The following is a 16,806-nucleotide window of genomic DNA, read 5'->3' as shown; positions in this document are numbered from 1 at the left end:
TGCTGGGCATCGGCGCCGCCCGGCGGCGCCGATGCCCAGCACGCCCACCAGCACCAGCGCGGCGAGCCCGGCCAACCCGGCGATCACGGCGCTGGCGGTGACGAACCACACCAGCGCGCCGGCGCCGCCGGCGGTCGCCAGGCTGCCCAGCTTGCGGCCGAGCATGCCCGTCATCACCGCGCCGATCACCGGTACGACGATGAAGAAGAACAGGCCCAGTTCCTCGATGTCGAAGCCGGAGTCCTTCGCGGCGCCCTGGCCCGTCGCGGCAGGAACCGGCAGGCCCTCGCCGCGCAAGCGCGCCATCAGGGCATCCACGCCGGCATTCAGCCCGCCGGCATAGTCGCCCTTCTTGAAGGCCGGCGAGATGGCCCGGTCGATGACCTGCCGCGCCGCGAGGTCGGGCACCGCACCTTCCAGCGCCTTGGCCACCTCGATGCGGATGCGGCGGTCGTCGCGGGCCACCAGCAGCAGCAGGCCGTCGCCCACCTCGCGGCGGCCGATCTTCCAGCTGTCGGCAACGCGCTGGGCATAGGCCGCGATGTCCTCGGGCTGCGTCGTGGCCACCAGCAGCACCACGATCTGCGGCCCGGCCTGGGCCTCGAAGGAGGCCAGCTTGGCCTCGAGGGCACCGCGCTGCGCGTCGGTCAGCACCGACGCCAGGTCGACCACGCGCCCGCTCAGCGCGGGCACCGGCTGCACGTCCTGCGCGCGCAGCGGCGCCAGCAGGCACCATGCCAGCGCCAGCAAGCCCCACGCGCGCCAGGCGCGCCACGCGTTCACGGCGTGGACTTACTTGGTGGCCGACGCCGGCTTGTCGAAGCTGACCGTGGGCGGCGCGCTGATCGCGGCCTCGTTCTGCACCGTGAAGCTGGGCTTCACCGGGTAGCTGAAGATCATCGCCGTCAGGTTGGTCGGGAAGCTGCGCGCCAGCACGTTGTACTCCTGCACCGTCTTGATGTAGCGGTTGCGGGCCACGGTGATGCGGTTCTCGGTGCCTTCGAGCTGCACCCTCAGGTCCTGGAAGGCCGCATTGGCCTTCAGGTTGGGGTACTGCTCGCTCACCACCATCAGGCGGCTCAGCGCGCCCGTCAGCTCGCCCTGGGCGGCCTGGAACTTGGCAAAGGCCTCGGGGTTGTTCACCAACTCGGGCGTGGCCTGGATGCTGGTGGCCTTGGACCGCGCCTCGATCACCTTGGTGAGCGTGTCCTGCTCGAACCCGGCCTCGCCCTTGACGGTGGCCACGATGTTCGGGATCAGGTCGCTGCGGCGCTGGTACTGGTTCAGCACCTCCGACCAGCCGGCCTTGACCTGTTCGTCCAGGCGCTGGAAGTCGTTGTAGCCGCACCCCGACAGCAGCAGCGCCGAGACCAGCGCGCCGACGGCGACAAGCTTGCGAGAGACCGGCATCGAAACACTCCTTGTGGGCGGAAACGCTCCGCGCGCCGCAGTATGGGGCGGATGGCCGGGATTCAAGGGCTGCCGTCGCGCGCCCGATACAGTCCGGATCAATGAACCAGCCGATCGATGCGCTGCGCGCGGGCCTGTCGCCGCTGCCGGTGGCGCCCGCCGCACGCCGCCGACACGCGGTGGTGGTGGGCGGCGCCGGCCCGCTGGGCGGCGCCGTGCTCGAGCAGGCCCTCGGGGCGGGCGCCTTCGCCCATGTGTCGGCCTTGGTGGTGCAGCCCGTCGACGTCGCGCTGCGCGGGCTCGACGCCGTGTGCGTGCCGCCCGGGCTCGACCAGGCCCCGGCGTTCGCCGACCGGCCCGACACCGCCCTCGTCGTCTTCGACCGCGAACGCTCGTTCCATGGGCGCGAGGCGGCCTTCCTGCGGCCGGAAGCGGCCCGCCTGCCCGAACTGGCGCGCTGGCTGCAGCAGGCCGGCGTGCGCTGGCTGCTGATCGTGCTGCCGCACGCACCGGCCCTGCTGCCGCAGGCGCTGAAGGCAGGATTGGCCTCGCTGGACGAGCAGTCGGTGGCGAGCCTGGACTTCGAGCAGCTCGTCTTCGTGCGGCCGGCGCGGCAGGCGGGCGACGGGCCCGATGCCGCGGGGGGCCTGCACCGCGTCGCCCGCGCGCTGCTGGCCCAACTGCACTGGATGATCCCGCAGCGCGAGCAGCCGCTGCGGCCGGCGCGCGTGGCGCAGTTCGTCATCGAACTGGCCCGCGCGCTGCCGTCGGCGCGGCCGGGCACCCGGGTGGCGCCGCCCGAACTGCTGTGGGATTGGGCCCAGCCCGACGGCGGCGAACCGGTGCTCGAGGCCTGGCTCGCCGGCCTGGCCCGCGAGAGCACCGCGCGGCCGCGCACGCGCTGGTAGGACGCCTCACGCCCGCGCAGGCGCACGCCGGCGCAGGCGCACGCCGGCGGGTGCCCGCGAGGTGTCGCGTCAGGGGCCAGGCGCGATAATCGCGGCCCATGAACGCGCCCCTCCAAAACGACACCTTCCTGCGGGCTTGCCTGCGCCAGCCCACCGACTACACGCCGCTGTGGCTGATGCGACAGGCCGGCCGCTACCTGCCGGAGTACAAGGCCACGCGCGTGCGCGCCGGCAACAGCTTCATGGGCCTGGCCACCAACCCGGCCTACGCCACCGAGGTGACGCTTCAGCCGCTGGACCGTTTCGCGCTCGACGCGGCGATCCTGTTCTCCGACATCCTGACCGTTCCCGACGCCATGGGCCTGGGCCTGAGCTTCGGCCCGGGCGAAGGGCCGAAGTTCGCCCACCCGGTGCGCGACGAGGCAGCCGTGAACGCGCTGGCCGTGCCGGACATGGACAAGCTGCGTTATGTGTTCGACGCCGTCACCTCCATCCGCAAGGCGCTCAACGGCCGGGTGCCGCTGATCGGCTTCTCGGGCAGCCCGTGGACGCTGGCCTGCTACATGGTCGAGGGCGGCGGCTCCGACGACTACCGCCTGGTCAAGACCATGCTGTACAGCCGGCCCGACCTGATGCACCGCCTGCTCGCCGTCACCGCCGACACCGTGGCCGAGTACCTCAATGCCCAGATCGACGCTGGCGCCCAGGCCGTGATGCTGTTCGACTCGTGGGGCGGGGCGCTCGAGCACCGTGCCTTCCAGACCTTCAGCCTGGCCTACATGCAGCGCGTGCTGTCCAAGCTGCAGCGCGTGCGCGACGGCGTGCGCGTGCCGAGCATCGTCTTCACCAAGGGCGGCGGCCTGTGGCTCGAGCAGATCGCCGGGCTGGGCGCCGATGTGGTGGGCCTCGACTGGACCTGCGACCTGGGCCAGGCGCGCCGCCGCGTCGACGACGCCGTGGCGCTGCAGGGCAACTTCGACCCGATGGCGCTGTTCGCCACGCCCGAGGCGGTGGCCGCCGAGGCGCGTGCCGTGCTGGACAGTTTCGGCCCGCCGAAACGGGCCGATGGCCGCTGGGGCGGGCATGTCTTCAACCTCGGCCATGGCATCAACCAGCACACCCCGATCGACCAGGTGCAGGCCCTGGTGGAGACGGTGCATGCCCATTCTCGGCATTTGCGGCAAGTGGGTTGATCCCGGTCCCACGAATCGCAATTGGTGACGGGTGAGTGAGTGCTCAGGGCTTGACTTATCCCCAAAACGCGATCTCGCCTCCAGCAGCCCATCCGGCACCGGAGCGCACCATGAAGAATCACGAAAATTCGTGCTAAGTCACTGAATTTAAATGTCTTTTTTGGGGTGCTGCAGGATTGGGCAATCCAGCCCAAGGCACGGCGCATCAAGCACTTAGCGCGTTCGCCAGCAGCTTTCCCACAAAGTTATCCACAGAAAACGGGGATAGGTGGAAAAGCCCTTCTCAATCATGAACTTAGGTGGGCTTGTTGATGCTTTGTCGCAAGCGAACGCCTTTGTCGGGGGGGTGAGGCGTGCCTGACACCGTCCGCGTCCGCGTGGCGGTGGACACGCCGCAGCACAGCAACCTGTCCGGCCCGCTGGATTACCTGAGCGAGCGCCCGCTCGCGCCCGGCAGCCTGTTGCGCGTGCCCCTGGGCAAGCGCGACGTGCTGGGCATCGCCTGGCCCGGGGCCGCCGAGCCCGATCACGCAGTGGCCGCCAGTGCGCTCAGGCCGGTCGGCGAGGCCTTCGAGGCCCTGCCGCCGCTGCCGGCCGCCTGGCTGGCCCTGGTGGAATTCGCGGCCACCTACTACCAGCGCGGCATCGGTGAGCTGGCCCTGGCGGTGCTGCCGCCCGAACTGCGCAAGCTCGATGCGCCTACGCTGGCCAAGCGCCAGGCGCGGCTGGTCAAGCGGCTCGACAAGGGCAGTGGCGTCGACGCCACACCGGCGCCGCCCGTGCTGCGCCCCGAGCTGGCGGCGGAGCAACAGCTGGCCCTCGACGCCTTCGAGGCGGCCCGCGTGCAGCCGCGCCCCGCACCGATCCTGTTGCACGGAGTCACCGGCAGCGGCAAGACCGAGGTCTACCTGCGCGCGGCCGAGGCCGTGCTCGACGCCGGCCGCCAGGCGCTGGTGCTGGTGCCCGAGATCAACCTCACGCCGCAGCTCGAGGCGCGCTTCGCTGCGCGCTTCCCCGGGCGCCGGCTGGTGGCGATGCACAGCGGCCTGACGCCCGCGCAGCGCCTGTCGCACTGGCTGCAGGCCTTGCTGGGGCGCGCCGATATCGTGCTGGGTACGCGACTGGCGGTGTTTGCGCCGCTGCCGCGGCTGGGGCTGGTGGTGGTCGACGAGGAGCACGACCCGTCGTACAAGCAGCAGGAGGGTGCCCGCTACTCGGCGCGCGACCTGGCCATCTACCGCGCCCACCTCGAGCGCGTGCCGGTGATCCTGGGCTCGGCCACGCCCTCGCTCGAGAGCTGGCAGCGCGCCGACGAGGGTCGCTACCAGCGCCTGACCATGGCGCAGCGCGTGGGCGACGGGCCGCTGCCGCGGGTACGGCTGTTCGACATGGGCGTGCTGCCGCGCGAGAAGGGCGTGGCCCCGGTGCTGGCGCCGATGGTGCTGCAGTCGCTGCGCGAGCGGCTCGAACGCGGCGAGCAGAGCCTGGTGTTCCTCAACCGCCGCGGCTATGCGCCGGTGCTGCACTGTGCGGATTGCGGCTGGAAGAGCGGCTGCCCGCACTGCAGCGCCTGGCGCGTCTTCCACAAGGGCGAGCGCACGCTGCGCTGCCACCACTGCGGTTTCACCGAGCGCGTGCCGCGCGCCTGCCCCGACTGCGGCAACCTCGACATCGCGCCGCTGGGCCGCGGCACCGAGCGGCTGGAAGAGCAGCTGGCCGAACTGCTGCCCGGCGCCCGCATCGCCCGGCTCGACGCCGACACCGCCCGCGGCAAGGGCCAGCTCGAAAGCCGCCTGGCCGAGGTGCATGCGGGCGAGGTGGACGTGCTCGTCGGCACGCAGATGGTGACCAAGGGTCACGATTTCCGGCGCATCACGCTGGTGGTGGCGGTGAACCCCGACAGTGCGCTGTTTGCCAGCGATTTCCGCGCGCCAGAGCGGCTGTTCGCGCTGCTGATGCAGGCCGCCGGCCGCGCCGGCCGCGACGCCGCGTCGGCCGGCCGCAGCGAGATGTGGGTACAGACCTGGCATCCCCAGCATCCGTTGTACGCGGCCTTGAAGACGCATGATTTCGGCGCCTTCGCCGCCAGCCAGTTGTCCGAGCGCCGCAGCGCAGGGCTGCCGCCCTTCAGACACCTGGCGCTGCTGCGCGCCGAGGCCCGCGACGCGTCGGTGGCCATGGCCTTCCTGAAGGCCGCCGCGCAGGAGGCCGCGGCCCTGCCCGCGGCCGAGGGCGTGACGGTCTACCCGCCGGTGCCGCCGACCATCTCGAAGGTGGCCGGCATCGAGCGCCTGCAGATGCTGGTGGAGGCCGCCTCGCGGCCGCAGCTGCAGCACCTGCTGGCGGCGTGGCTGCCGCGGCTGCACGCGCTGCGTGGCGACCACAAGGGCCTGGCGCGCTGGGCCATCGACGTCGATCCGCTGGCGATCTGACGGGGTGGCGCGGGCGCCGACTCAGCCCTGCGGATTCACCCCCAGCAGCCAGGCCAGCAGCGAGAAGGTGACGAAGGCCAGCACCGTGCTGCTCATGATGATGCGGGCGATGCGGCCGTTGTCGGCCCCGTAGCGCTCGGCCAGCAGCGACACGTTGCTGGCGCTGGGCAGCGCGGCGGCCAGCGTCATCACCAGCAGGTGGAAGCTGGTGAGTGGGGCGCCCAGGTGCTGCGCTGTGGCGGCCATGGCCAGCACCAGCAGCGGGTGCACGAACAGCTTGATCAACGCCACCGGCAGGTAGCGCGACACCGGCGTGCGCGTGTGCACGTGCTGGCCCGCGCGCCACAGCACGGCGCCGATGGTGAACAGCGCCACCGGGGTGGCGGAGTCGGCCAGCATGCGCACGATCACGTCCACCGGCCCGGCCAGCTTCACCTCGGCCGCCGAGAAGGCCGCCCCCAGCGCGATCGACCAGGGCAGCGGGTTGGACAGCGCGCCGCGCAAGGCCCGGGTCAAGGCCTCGCGTGAACCATGGTGCGCCGCGCCGTGCGCCTGGGCCACCGCGATGCACAGCGAACTGGTGACGAACAGGTCGGCCAGCACGGTGCAGATCACCGGGCCGGCCGCCGCGGGCCCGAGCAGCGCCACCAGCAGCGGCACGCCCATGAAACCCGTGTTCGGGAACGAGGCCACCAGCGCACCGAAGGCGGCGTTCTTCAGGTCCACGTGCTTGTCCAGCGTCACCGCGATGGTGAAGCCCACGATCAGCAGCGCGCACACCAGGTACACCGCCAGCACGTAGGGGTTCAGCAACTGCAGCACCGGCGTGCCGGCGCCGAAGCGGAACAGCAGGCACGGCAGCGCGAAGTACAGCACGTAGGCGTTCAGCCCCGGGATGGCGGACTCGGGCAGCACGTGCCGCCGCGCCGCCAGCCAGCCGGCCAGCACGAGCGCGAAGAACGGAACGGTGACGCTGAGGATCGCCTGCATGGAGGCCGGAAGTATCTCAGCCACCCCCTGGCGCGGTTGCCGCCATGGGCTGCAGGGCTGCAGGCTCGGTCGTGCGACGGCGGGGTCAGCGGCCGATGCGTGCGTCCATGCGCTCGGCGTAGGCCAGCAGCGTGGGCATGCGCAGGCCGGTGGCGCGCACCGGGTGGTCGAACGGGGTCCACAGCAGGTTCGCGAGGAAGGCGTAGGCCGTGGCATCGACCGCCCGCGGCTCGCCGCCACCGAAGAATGGGCGGTCGCCCAGCAGCCCGACCAGCGCGTGCAGGTCGGCGATGGCGCGGGCGCAGATCTCGTCGCGGCTGTGGCGGCCCATGCCCTGGCCGACCAGGTCGCGCCGCATCTTGTGCCGCACCAGCGCCGGCGCCAGGTGCCGCAGCGGCCAGGGCAGGTGGCCGAAGAAGGCCGGCGCCGTCAGCCGCCAGCCGGCGTCGTCGACCCAGCGCAGCCACAGCGCGGTGAAGTAGGTGTGCTCCTCGAGCATGCGCCGCAGCGCCAGCCCCTGCGGGCTGTCGGGCGCGCGCAGGGCGGCCGGCATGCGCTCGCCGTGGCGGCGTTGCAGGTGCTCGACGATGGCCTGCGAGTCGGCCACCAGCGCATCGCCGTCGCGCAGCACCGGCAGCTTGCCCTTGGGCGTGCCCATCGGCATCTGCCCGTCGACGCACCGGTACTCCAGGCCGGCCAGCCGAAGGAAGACCTCGACCTTCATGCAGAAGGGGCTGGCGTTCATCAGGCCGAAGGCGGGTTTGAACTGCAGCAGTTCGATCATCGTGCGCATTCCAACCCACCCCGGACGGCGGGCTTCGCGCACAGTATCGCAAGCCGGCCGCCCCAACCGGTTGGCTATCATCCGCCGCCCCCACCTTCAGTCGCCGCCCGGCGCGCCCATGGCCGACGCCCCCACCTCGCTCAACCCCGCCCAGCTCGACGCCGTGCACCACCTCTCGGGGCCCTGCCTGGTGCTGGCCGGGGCCGGCTCGGGCAAGACGCGGGTCATCGTGCACAAGATCGCACGCCTGCTGCAGGCCGGGCTGGAGCCGAAGCAGATCGCCGCCATCACCTTCACCAACAAGGCGGCGCAGGAGATGCGCGAGCGGGCCAAGGGCCTGGTGGGTTCGCGGGCCTCGCGCGACCTGGCCATCTCCACCTTCCACTCGCTGGGTGTGCGCCTGCTGCGCGAGGACGGCACGCGCCTGGGGCTGAAGGAGCGCTTCTCGATCCTTGACAGCGACGACGTGCTGGGCGTGTTGCGCGAGGCCGGCGGCGCCACCGACAACGCGTTGGCCAAGCGCTGGCAGTGGACCATCAGCCTGTGGAAGAACCAGGGGCTGAACAGCGACGCCGCCGCGGCCGCCGCCAAGGACGCTGACGAGCAGGTGGCCGCCCGCGTGATGAAGCTCTACGAAGAGCGCCTGGCGGCCTACCAGGCCGTGGACTTCGACGACCTGATCTCGCTGCCGCTGAAGCTGCTGCAGCGTGACGCCGAGGCCCGCGCCAAGTGGCAGGACCGCTTCCGGCACGTGCTGGTCGACGAGTACCAGGACACCAACGCCGTGCAGTACGAACTGCTCAAGGCGCTGGTCGACCACGAGGACGACCGCCGCCGCGGCTTCTTCACCGCGGTGGGCGACGACGACCAGAGCATCTACGGCTGGCGCGGCGCCACCATCGACAACCTCAAGCGCCTGCCGCAGGACTGGCCCAACCTGAAGGTGATTCCGCTGGAGCAGAACTACCGCTCCACGGGCAACATCCTGCGCGCGGCCAACCACGTCATCGCCGGCAACCCCAAGCTGTTCGAGAAGAAGCTGTGGAGCGAGTTCGGCGACGGCGAGCCGGTGCGCCTGCTCGAGTGCGACGGCGAGGAGCACGAGGCCGAGCGCGCCGTGGCCATGATCCAGGCGCAGCGCGCCCGCGGTGGCGAGGTGAAGTTCAGCGACTTCGCGATCCTGTACCGCGCCAACCACCAGTCGCGCGTGATCGAGCAGAAGCTGCGCGCGGCGCAGATCCCCTACAAGGTGTCGGGCGGCCAGAGCTACTTCGACCGGGCCGAGATCAAGGACCTGTGCGCCTGGCTGCGGCTGCTGGTCAACAACGACGACGACCCGGCCTTCCTGCGCGCCGTGACCACGCCCAAGCGCGGCATCGGCCACACCACGCTGGGCAAGTTGGGCGAGTTCTCGGGGCAGTGGAAGAAGAGCCTGTTCGAATCGCTGTTCGCGGCCAGCCTGGCGGCGCAGCTGGGCACCAAGGCGGTGGGCTCGCTGCACGAGTTCGGCCGCTGCGTCAACGAGCTCGAGTACCGCGCCCGCCACACCGAGGGCGCCGAGGCCGCGCGCGAGCTGCTGCTGGGCTGGCTGAAGGACATCGGCTACGAGCAGCACCTGTACGACGGCGAGGACAGCGAGAAGGTGGCCACCGCACGCTGGGCCAACGTGCTCGATTTCGTCGACTGGATCGCGCGGCGCTGCGGCGGCGAGGTGGCCAACGACGGCAGCGCCGAGCAGAGCCCGAAGCAGACCGTGCTGCAGGTGGCGCAGACCATCAGCGTCATCATCAGCCTGGCCGAGCGTGGCGACGACCAGGACGTGGTCACGCTGTCCACGCTGCACGCCAGCAAGGGCCTGGAGTGGCCGCACGTGCTGCTGGCCGGCATCAACGAAGGCCTGCTGCCGTTCCGCAGCGATGCCGACGAGATGACGCCCGAGCGCATCGAGGAAGAGCGCCGGCTGATGTACGTGGGCATCACCCGGGCCCGCACCACCTTGCATGTCAGCACCCTGCGGCGGCGCAAGAAGGGCCGCGACACGGTGCAGGGCATCCCCAGCCGCTTCATCGCCGAGATGAAGCTGAACGAGGTGACCACCAAGGAAGACCCGCGCGAGCGGCTGAAGAAACTGCGCGCCGAACTGGCCGCGCGCCTGACGCCGACGGCGACCGGCTGAGGCCGTCCGGCGTGCCGATCGGGGCGCCGTCCGTGACGCCCGTCACGGCCCGCGGCGCACCCAGGCGGTGCACCGCGGCCCGTGCCTCAAGGCGCGGGCTGGCGGGCCGACATCTTCCGAAGGCGCAGTGCCCGGAAAGAAGTGTCCATGTCGCATACCAGGTCCGTCGCATTGCTCGGCTTCACGCGCTTCGAGCGCGAGACCTTCGAGTCGTTCTTCCGCCTGGCCCGCAAGCGCGAGCCGGCGTACGCGCTCGAGACCAGCCTGTCCAGGGCCGACTTCATCATTGCCGACGCCGACGACGCCGCGGCCTGTGCGACGCTGGAGCGGCGCCATCTGCTCGGTCACACCGTGCTGCTGGGGGCGGTCGACCGGCCGGGCTCGCTGCTGCACCTGCCGCGGCCGATCAATCTGGTGCGCGTGATGCGCGCGCTGGACGCCGTGCCGCGCCGCGCGCGAGCCGGTGAACTGCCCAGCCCGGCGCCCGCAACGTCGGGGGGCCCGTCCCAGCTGCGGCCGCTGGCCACGCCCGCGGCGCCGCGGCCCGAGACCCGCGTGGCGCCGCAGCCGACCACCGACGACGCCGAGCGCGCCGCCAGCCGCCAGGCGCAGCGTGTGCTGAACCAACTGGCCTACCAGACCGGCGCGATCCCGGCGCACGTGGACGTGCGCGCGATGGCCGAATCGGCAGCTCGCGCGGCCGTGCGCGCGGCGGAGTCGGCCGCGCCCTGCAGGCCGGTCGAGCGGGGCGATTCGCGCTTCGACGTGCCGCGCAACCTGCAGAGCGTCGACCTCGACCTGAGCGAGCCGGCCACGGCCGGTCAGCGGGCGTAGTCGTTGCGCTGGGCGGGATCGTCCGACAGGTACTCGACGAACTCGAACTGCAAGGCGCCCGGCAGCGTGTAGTACACGCTGCGGCGGTGCGGGTGCGTGCCGCCGGGGTGATCCACCGCATGGCCGGCCAGCGCGAGGCGTTGCACCACCGCGTCGAGCGAAGGCACCCGCAGGCCGGCGTGCCTGGCGCCGATGGCGTGGCCGGTCCAGTCTGGCGCCTCGCCTTCGCCGCCGCCCTGCAGCGCGATGTAGCACGAGGGCGTGCCCACGTGCAGCCATCGGATCGCCTTGCCATGCCAGTCGAGCCGGCCTTCGCCGCGCACCTGCCAGGTGGGCAGGGCGGCTTGCAGGAAGGCCAGCGTGGCGTCGAGGTCGGCGACGGTGAGGTTGAGGTGCTCGAGGGCTTCGGTGTCCATGGTGCTGGGGTCCTGGGTGATGTGGGTGGCCGGGTGGATGCCGATGGGCGCGAGGCTCATCGGCCGGCCGTACTGTGCAAGTTAAAGGGAACTTCATGTCAAGGCCGCCGATGCCGATGCCGATGCCGATGCCGATGCCGACGTGGAGCGGGGCACGGCGGGGCGGCCGAGCGCACCCGCGCCGGCGTGCGCATTGGACCCGCGTCACTTCGGCTAGCATCGTGTCCGGCCCGGGCGCCTTGCCCAGGTCACGTCGCTCGGACGGTTCCGGGCGCTCACGTGAAAGTCACTGCCATGACCGCCTCTCCGGCGCGCCGCCGCTTTGCGCGCATCGATCGCCTGCCCCCCTACGTCTTCAACACCACCGCCGAGTGGAAGCTGGCCGCCCGCCGGCGCGGCGAGGACATCATCGACATGAGCATGGGCAACCCTGATGGCGCCACGCCGGCGCACATCGTGGCCAAGCTGGCCGAGGTGGCCCAGCGCCCCGACACCCACGGCTACTCGGCCAGCAAGGGCATCCCGAGGCTGCGCCGGGCCATCTCGCACTGGTACCGCGACCGCTACGGCGTGGCCATCGACCCCGACACCGAGGCCATCGTCACCATCGGCTCGAAGGAAGGCCTGGCGCACCTGATGCTCGCCACGCTGGACCGCGGTGACACCGTGCTGGTGCCCGACCCCAGCTACCCCATCCACATCTACGGCGCGGTCATCGCCGGGGCCGACATCCGCTCGGTGCCGCTGTCGCCGGGCATGCCGTCGGCCGAGTTCTTCGGCGAGCTCGAGAAGGCCATCCGCGGCAGCTACCCCAAGCCGAAGATGATGGTGCTGGGCTTCCCGTCCAACCCGACGGCGCAGTGCGTGGAACTCGACTTCTTCGAGCGAGTGGTGGCGCTGGCGCGCAAGCACGAGATCCTGGTGGTGCACGACCTGGCCTATGCCGACATCGTGTACGACGGCTGGAAGGCGCCGTCCATCATGCAGGTGCCCGGGGCCAAGGACGTGGCGGTGGAGTTCTTCACCCTCAGCAAGAGCTACAACATGGCCGGCTGGCGCATCGGCTTCATGGTCGGCAACGCCGACCTGGTGCATGCACTGGCCCGCATGAAGAGCTATCACGACTACGGCAGCTTCACGCCGGTGCAGGTGGCCGCGATCGCGGCGCTCGAAGGCGACCAGCAGTGCGTGCGCGACATCGCCGCCACCTACCAGAAGCGCCGCGACGTGCTCGTCAAGGGCCTGCGCGAGGCAGGGTGGGCGGTGGAGTGCCCCAAGGCGTCGATGTACATCTGGGCCGCGATCCCCGAGCGCTACAAGGCGCTCGGTTCGCTGGAGTTCGCGCGCCAGCTGCTCGACAAGGCCAAGGTGTCGGTGTCGCCCGGCATCGGCTTCGGCGACCATGGCGACGACCACGTGCGCTTCGCGCTGATCGAGAACGAGTCGCGCATCCGACAGGCGGTGCGCGGCATCAAGGCCATGTTCAAGGCCGATGGCGTGACGGCCTGAAGCCCGACGCGGGCCGCGGCGCATTGACAGCGCGGTCCGGGGCGGCAACAGTCGAGTTCAATCGAACTTGAAGCTTGAAACGGAGCTGCCCATGTCGACGGACCCCGGCTGGATCGCCATCGGTGAACTGACACGCCGCGCCGGCGTGGCGGCCAGCGCGCTGCGCTTCTACGAGGCCCAGGGCCTGATCAGCGGCGCCCGCACCGCGGGCCGCCATCGGCAGTATCCGCGGCACGTGTTGCGGCGGGTGTCCTTCATCCGCGCAGCCCAGGCGGTGGGGCTGGGCCTGGCCGAGATCCGCGAGGCGCTGTCCGGCCTGCCCGACGCGCGCACGCCCACCAAGGCCGACTGGGAGCGCTTGGCGCGCTCCTGGCAGCCGCTGCTGGACGCCCGCATCGCCGCGCTCACCGCGCTGCGCGACCAGCTGGGGGCCTGCATCGGCTGCGGCTGCCTGTCGCTGAAGTCGTGCGCGCTGTACAACCCGCAAGACGCCGCCGGTCGGCGCGGCCCCGGTGCGCGCTACCTGGCCGGCGAGCGGCCGCCGCGGCCGCGGGCTACATCCCCTTGAACAGGTGCGTGTAGCTGCGGCTCACCTCGAGCTTCTCGGGGTGGCCCTTGACGCTGACGATCTGCCGGCCACGGAAGTCGCGGGTGATGCCGGCGATGGCCTTCACGTTGACCAGCGTCGAGCGGTGGATCTGCCAGAAGGCATGCGGGTCGAGCTCGTCGATCAGCTCCTTGATCGGCTTGCGGATCAGCGCCTCGACCTGCGCGGTCTGCACGCGGGTGTACTTCTCGTCGCTGATGAAGAACAGCACCTCGGCCACCGGGATCATCTGGATGCCCTGGCCGACGGTGGCCTGGATCCATTCGAGGTAGCGCGGCGCCGTGCCCGGGGTCAGCTGCGCGGCCAGCTTGTGCAGCAACTGCTGCACAGGCGGGGCGCGGTCGGCGTCGGCCATGCCCTCGGGCGTGCCGCGGGCGGCCAGTCGGCGGCGGATGCGCGCCACCGTGACGGCCAGGCGCTCGCGCTCGGCGGGTTTGAGCACATAGTCGACCACGCCCTGCTCGAAGGCCTCGACCGCGTACTGGTCGTAGGCGGTGATGAACACCACCTCGGGCAGCGACTCGTCGTCGGCCACCTCCATCTGGGCGATCTTTCGCGCCGCATCCACGCCGGTGAGGCCGGGCATGCGGATGTCGAGGAAGACCAGGTCGGGCCGGTGCTGCTCGACCAGTTCGACCGCCTCGATGCCATTGCGGGCCTCGGCCACCACCTGCAGTTCGGGCCAGACCTCGGCCAGGCGCGCACGCAGTTGCTCGCGCATCAGGCGCTCGTCGTCGGCGATCACGGCGCGCACGGCGCCGTGCGCGCCGGGGCCGTCGGGCTCGGGGTGGGCGGTTTCGCTGGTCATCCGGCCATCGTAGCGGAGCGCGGTGCCGCCCTGCGGCGCAGCAGCCACCACAGCAGCAGGGCCGCCAGCCACAGCGGTGACAGCAGCACGGCCAGCAGCACGCCCGCCACCAGCACCGGCACGCCGGCCACCACCAGCAGCACGGTGGCGACGACGGCGGCCGCGACCAGCAGCGTCAGCGGCACCACCACGGCGACCGCCAGGATCGCCAGCACCACGCCGCCCGCCACGCAGGCCTGTTCACCGATGGTCAGCGCACCGAGGTCGACGCCGCTGAGCACCTCGTCGCCGTCGATCACCACCGACACCGGCGGCAGCGTCACCTGCGCCATGCCATGCCAGGCCAGCGCGATCCCCGCGGCCAGCAGGGCCAGCACCAGCAGCAGAGCCAGCAGCGGGCGTGGCAGGCGCCGGCGTGGCTGCGCGCCGGGGGCACCGGTGAAGCCCGCCGGCACCGAACGGGTCTGCGCCGCGTGGCCAGTGGAGTCGCTCATGCCGTGTCTCCTTGCAGGGGCTTGTAGGGCACGGTGATGGTGGCGACGGTGCCGCCGCCGGGGTTCTCGGTGATGGTCAGCGCAGCCTTGCTGCCGTAGAGCAGTTGCAGCCGTTCGCGGATGTTGGCCAGGCCCACGCCGGTGCCGGCCGTGGCCGCCCGGCCGAAGCCCAGGCCGGTGTCGGCCACCGTGACGGCCAGCTTGCCGTGCAGGATCTCGGCCCGCACCTCGAGGTTTCCGCCTTCGGGCTTGGGTTCGAGGCCGTGCTTGATGGCGTTTTCCACCAGCGTCTGCACCATCATCTGCGGGAACTCGGCCGACAGCAGGCCGTCGGGCACGCGCAGGTCGGTGGTCAGCCGCTCTTCCATGCGCACCTTCAGGATCTCGAGGTAGGGGCGGATCACCGACAACTCGCGGCCCAGGTCGCGCGGGCCACCGTCGCCGGCCTCGCGCATGGTGGGCATGCTGGCACGCAGCAGCGCGATCAGGTTCTTCTGCATCACGCTGGCGCGCTTGGGGTCGACCTCGATCAGGTGGTCGATGGAGGCCAGCGTGTTGAACAGGAAATGCGGCTCCACCTGCGCCTGCATCGCGGCCATGCGGGCCTCGAGCACCTGGCGGCGCAGCGATTCGGCCTCGGCCGTCTCCACCGCCTGCGCGGCCTGCGCCTCGGCCTGGATCTGGCGCTTGTAGGTGATCTTGATGACGGCCGAGGCCAGGATCCACAGGAAGGCCAGTTCGGGCAAGGCGTCGCCGAAACGGACGGTGCGGGTCTGTTCGTGCGTGCCGCCGCGCGACACCGCCCGGGCGGCCTCCTGGGTGGCCTCCGCGGCCTCGCGGGCGGCCTCCTCGGCATCCAGGCGTGCCGCTTCGGCGGCGTCGCGGGCCTCCTCCTTGGCGGCGCGGACGGCGTCCTCGATCTCGCGGCGGGCCTGCTGCACGGCCTCTTTCACGGCCTCCGAGGTGACGCCTTCGGGCAGGCGGATGTCGACGACCGGGGCGCTGGCCGCGGTCGCCCCGGCGCTGGCCCCGGAGGCCGCTGCCGACGCCGCGGAGGCCGCTGCCGGCGACCTCGGCGTGATGCGGATGCCGCGCTCGTCGATGGAGATCTCGACCCCCTCCGTCTTGCTGCCGGGCCGGGGCTTGTCGATCTTGATGATCGGCTCGCGGCGCGGCGCCGACGGTGGCGCCGGCGGGGTCGGCGGCGTGATGACGATCGCCGACTCGGGGCTGGACACCCGCTCGGTGTAGGTCCAGCGGAAGGGCGGCACGTTCTGCAGGATGCCGGCGGACACCAGCAGCAGCAGCGACAGCAGGAAGAAGCGCTTCCAGCTGATCGTCACCAGCCAGCCGGCATACGCGTGGAAGGCGCGGACGATGGTGGCCGAGGATTGCTGCCAGCGGGGTGACCTGGGCGAGCCGGCATTGGGGGTGGACATGGGGGCGGTGCGATTCGGGGAGATGGGCCACTGTACGCACCCCGGCCCGCCGCCGCCCGGCCTTTGCGACACGCTGCATCCGCCGCCGGACGGGGTGCCGCTCGCACCGACGGGCTGCACCTGCGTGCGTCCGCCGGTCGGCCGGCGGACGTCACGCCCCCAGCGGCGCCACCCAGGCCAGCACCACCAGCGCCAGCGCGGCCAGGACCATGCCGCGCAACAGCCACTGCAGCCGGCGGTCGTCCTGTTCGTGGCGACGCAGCAGTACGTCGATCTGATGGTCGGTCATGGTGCTCTCCTGATTGGTGGTGGATGGCAGGTCCTGATCGGCCCGCCGGTTCAGATGCGTTTGTAGGCCCGTTGGCGTGACGGCACCGTGACGGCGGCCCCCGCCCGTCCCCCCTGCGGGGGATGCCGCGGTCTGGCAGGGCGGCCTCATCCCACGGGAGGACGCGGCCCGCCGAGGGCCCTGGCATGGCTCGACCACGCCGCCGCTCAGGCGGTCAGGCGCAGGGCCACGCCGAGGACCGTCACCGCCAGCCCTGCGGCTGCGATGAGGCGCAGCAGCGCCATGGCGGACTGCTCCTCCATGGCCAGCAGCACGGCGGGCTCGGAGTGGGTGTCGGTGTGGGCCAGGCCCTGGTGCAGTGCGTCCATGTCGTTCTCCGTGAACCACGTGCGGCCGGTCGGCCGCCTTGGTTCAGGTTTGTAGGCTTCGCACCGTGACAGCAGCGTTAAGCCGAAGTCGTCGGCGGTCACGCACGGCGTCGTCGGGCCGCTCCTGAGGCCTATGCCGGCGTCAGGGG

General features: G+C 71.6%; 17 protein-coding genes. 7 read left to right on the top strand and 10 right to left on the bottom strand.

Annotated features, from left to right (window positions below; translation table 11 throughout):
- Together EOINJALH_RS15340 and EOINJALH_RS15335 are read right to left on the bottom strand one after the other, a co-directional pair.
- On the bottom strand, positions 1-783 hold a 783-nt coding region (locus tag EOINJALH_RS15340), incomplete at its 3' end, for a YgcG family protein (protein ID WP_088281529.1).
- A gap of 9 nt (positions 784-792) precedes the next feature.
- Positions 793-1,410 (bottom strand): LemA family protein, encoded by a 618-nt coding sequence (locus tag EOINJALH_RS15335; protein ID WP_088281527.1) that lies wholly within the window; start codon positions 1,408-1,410, stop codon positions 793-795.
- Between the two features lie 101 nt (positions 1,411-1,511).
- Between EOINJALH_RS15335 and EOINJALH_RS15330 the strand changes: the two genes are divergently transcribed.
- The 3 genes from EOINJALH_RS15330 to EOINJALH_RS15320 all read left to right on the top strand — a co-directional run bounded on the left by EOINJALH_RS15330 (position 1,512) and on the right by EOINJALH_RS15320 (position 5,943).
- Entirely contained in the window at positions 1,512-2,318 is an 807-nt protein-coding gene (locus tag EOINJALH_RS15330) for a hypothetical protein (protein WP_088281525.1), read from the top strand.
- 98 nt (positions 2,319-2,416) lie between these two features.
- Positions 2,417-3,511, top strand: a complete 1,095-nt coding sequence (hemE, locus tag EOINJALH_RS15325) for a uroporphyrinogen decarboxylase (RefSeq protein ID WP_088281524.1) — start codon at positions 2,417-2,419, stop codon at positions 3,509-3,511.
- Between the two features lie 353 nt (positions 3,512-3,864).
- Positions 3,865-5,943 carry a primosomal protein N' gene (locus EOINJALH_RS15320; protein WP_088281522.1) on the top strand — a complete coding sequence of 693 codons (2,079 nt, stop codon included), beginning with the start codon at positions 3,865-3,867 and terminating at the stop codon, positions 5,941-5,943.
- A gap of 21 nt (positions 5,944-5,964) precedes the next feature.
- Here the strand turns inward: EOINJALH_RS15320 and EOINJALH_RS15315 are convergent, their stop codons facing one another.
- Positions 5,965-6,933 (bottom strand): AEC family transporter, encoded by a 969-nt coding sequence (locus tag EOINJALH_RS15315; RefSeq protein WP_088281520.1) that lies wholly within the window; start codon positions 6,931-6,933, stop codon positions 5,965-5,967.
- An 85-nt stretch (positions 6,934-7,018) separates the two neighbouring features.
- The gene (locus tag EOINJALH_RS15310) at positions 7,019-7,717 is read right to left on the bottom strand and encodes a glutathione S-transferase family protein (RefSeq protein WP_158219784.1); all 699 of its coding nucleotides are present in this window, start codon (positions 7,715-7,717) and stop codon (positions 7,019-7,021) included.
- Between the two features lie 118 nt (positions 7,718-7,835).
- On the opposite strand from EOINJALH_RS15310, the gene EOINJALH_RS15305 reads away from it, so the two are divergent.
- Together EOINJALH_RS15305 and EOINJALH_RS15300 are read left to right on the top strand one after the other, a co-directional pair.
- Entirely contained in the window at positions 7,836-9,893 is a 2,058-nt protein-coding gene (locus EOINJALH_RS15305; RefSeq protein ID WP_088281516.1) for an ATP-dependent helicase, read from the top strand.
- Positions 9,894-10,040: 147 nt separating this feature from the next.
- Complete coding sequence (locus tag EOINJALH_RS15300; protein WP_144290044.1) at positions 10,041-10,727, top strand: hypothetical protein; 687 nt, start codon at positions 10,041-10,043, stop codon at positions 10,725-10,727.
- On the opposite strand, the gene EOINJALH_RS15295 is transcribed toward EOINJALH_RS15300, so the two are convergent.
- Positions 10,715-11,203 carry a VOC family protein gene (locus EOINJALH_RS15295; RefSeq protein ID WP_199873387.1) on the bottom strand — a complete coding sequence of 163 codons (489 nt, stop codon included), beginning with the start codon at positions 11,201-11,203 and terminating at the stop codon, positions 10,715-10,717. The genes EOINJALH_RS15300 and EOINJALH_RS15295 overlap by 13 nt on opposite strands.
- Before the next feature lie 234 nt (positions 11,204-11,437).
- Between EOINJALH_RS15295 and alaC the strand changes: the two genes are divergently transcribed.
- Complete coding sequence (gene alaC, locus EOINJALH_RS15290) at positions 11,438-12,652, top strand: alanine transaminase (protein WP_088281512.1); 1,215 nt, start codon at positions 11,438-11,440, stop codon at positions 12,650-12,652.
- A gap of 91 nt (positions 12,653-12,743) precedes the next feature.
- On the top strand, positions 12,744-13,220 hold the full coding sequence (gene soxR, locus EOINJALH_RS15285; RefSeq protein ID WP_088281510.1) for a redox-sensitive transcriptional activator SoxR: 477 nt from the start codon (positions 12,744-12,746) through the stop codon (positions 13,218-13,220).
- On the opposite strand, the gene EOINJALH_RS15280 is transcribed toward soxR, so the two are convergent.
- The 5 genes from EOINJALH_RS15280 to EOINJALH_RS31855 all read right to left on the bottom strand — a co-directional run bounded on the left by EOINJALH_RS15280 (position 13,207) and on the right by EOINJALH_RS31855 (position 16,657).
- Positions 13,207-14,067, bottom strand: a complete 861-nt coding sequence (locus EOINJALH_RS15280; protein WP_088281539.1) for a LytTR family DNA-binding domain-containing protein — start codon at positions 14,065-14,067, stop codon at positions 13,207-13,209. The two genes, soxR and EOINJALH_RS15280, sit on opposite strands and share 14 nt — an antisense overlap.
- Positions 14,064-14,561, bottom strand: coding sequence for a hypothetical protein (locus tag EOINJALH_RS15275; RefSeq protein WP_088281508.1), 498 nt, complete (start codon positions 14,559-14,561; stop codon positions 14,064-14,066). Before EOINJALH_RS15275 ends, EOINJALH_RS15280 begins: the two co-directional genes overlap by 4 nt.
- Complete coding sequence (locus EOINJALH_RS15270) at positions 14,558-16,000, bottom strand: sensor histidine kinase (protein WP_088281506.1); 1,443 nt, start codon at positions 15,998-16,000, stop codon at positions 14,558-14,560. Before EOINJALH_RS15270 ends, EOINJALH_RS15275 begins: the two co-directional genes overlap by 4 nt.
- 151 nt (positions 16,001-16,151) lie before the next feature.
- Positions 16,152-16,289, bottom strand: a complete 138-nt coding sequence (locus tag EOINJALH_RS31860; protein WP_158219783.1) for a hypothetical protein — start codon at positions 16,287-16,289, stop codon at positions 16,152-16,154.
- Positions 16,290-16,495: 206 nt separating this feature from the next.
- Positions 16,496-16,657 carry a hypothetical protein gene (locus tag EOINJALH_RS31855; RefSeq protein WP_158219782.1) on the bottom strand — a complete coding sequence of 54 codons (162 nt, stop codon included), beginning with the start codon at positions 16,655-16,657 and terminating at the stop codon, positions 16,496-16,498.
- Between the last annotated feature and the right edge of the window lie 149 nt (positions 16,658-16,806).

The sequence above is a fragment of the Ideonella sp. A 288 genome (genome assembly GCF_002198735.1).
Taxonomy (GTDB): domain Bacteria; phylum Pseudomonadota; class Gammaproteobacteria; order Burkholderiales; family Burkholderiaceae_C; genus Pseudaquabacterium.
Note: the sequence above shows the minus strand (reverse complement) of the source record. Positions and strands in the feature narration are given on the sequence as shown.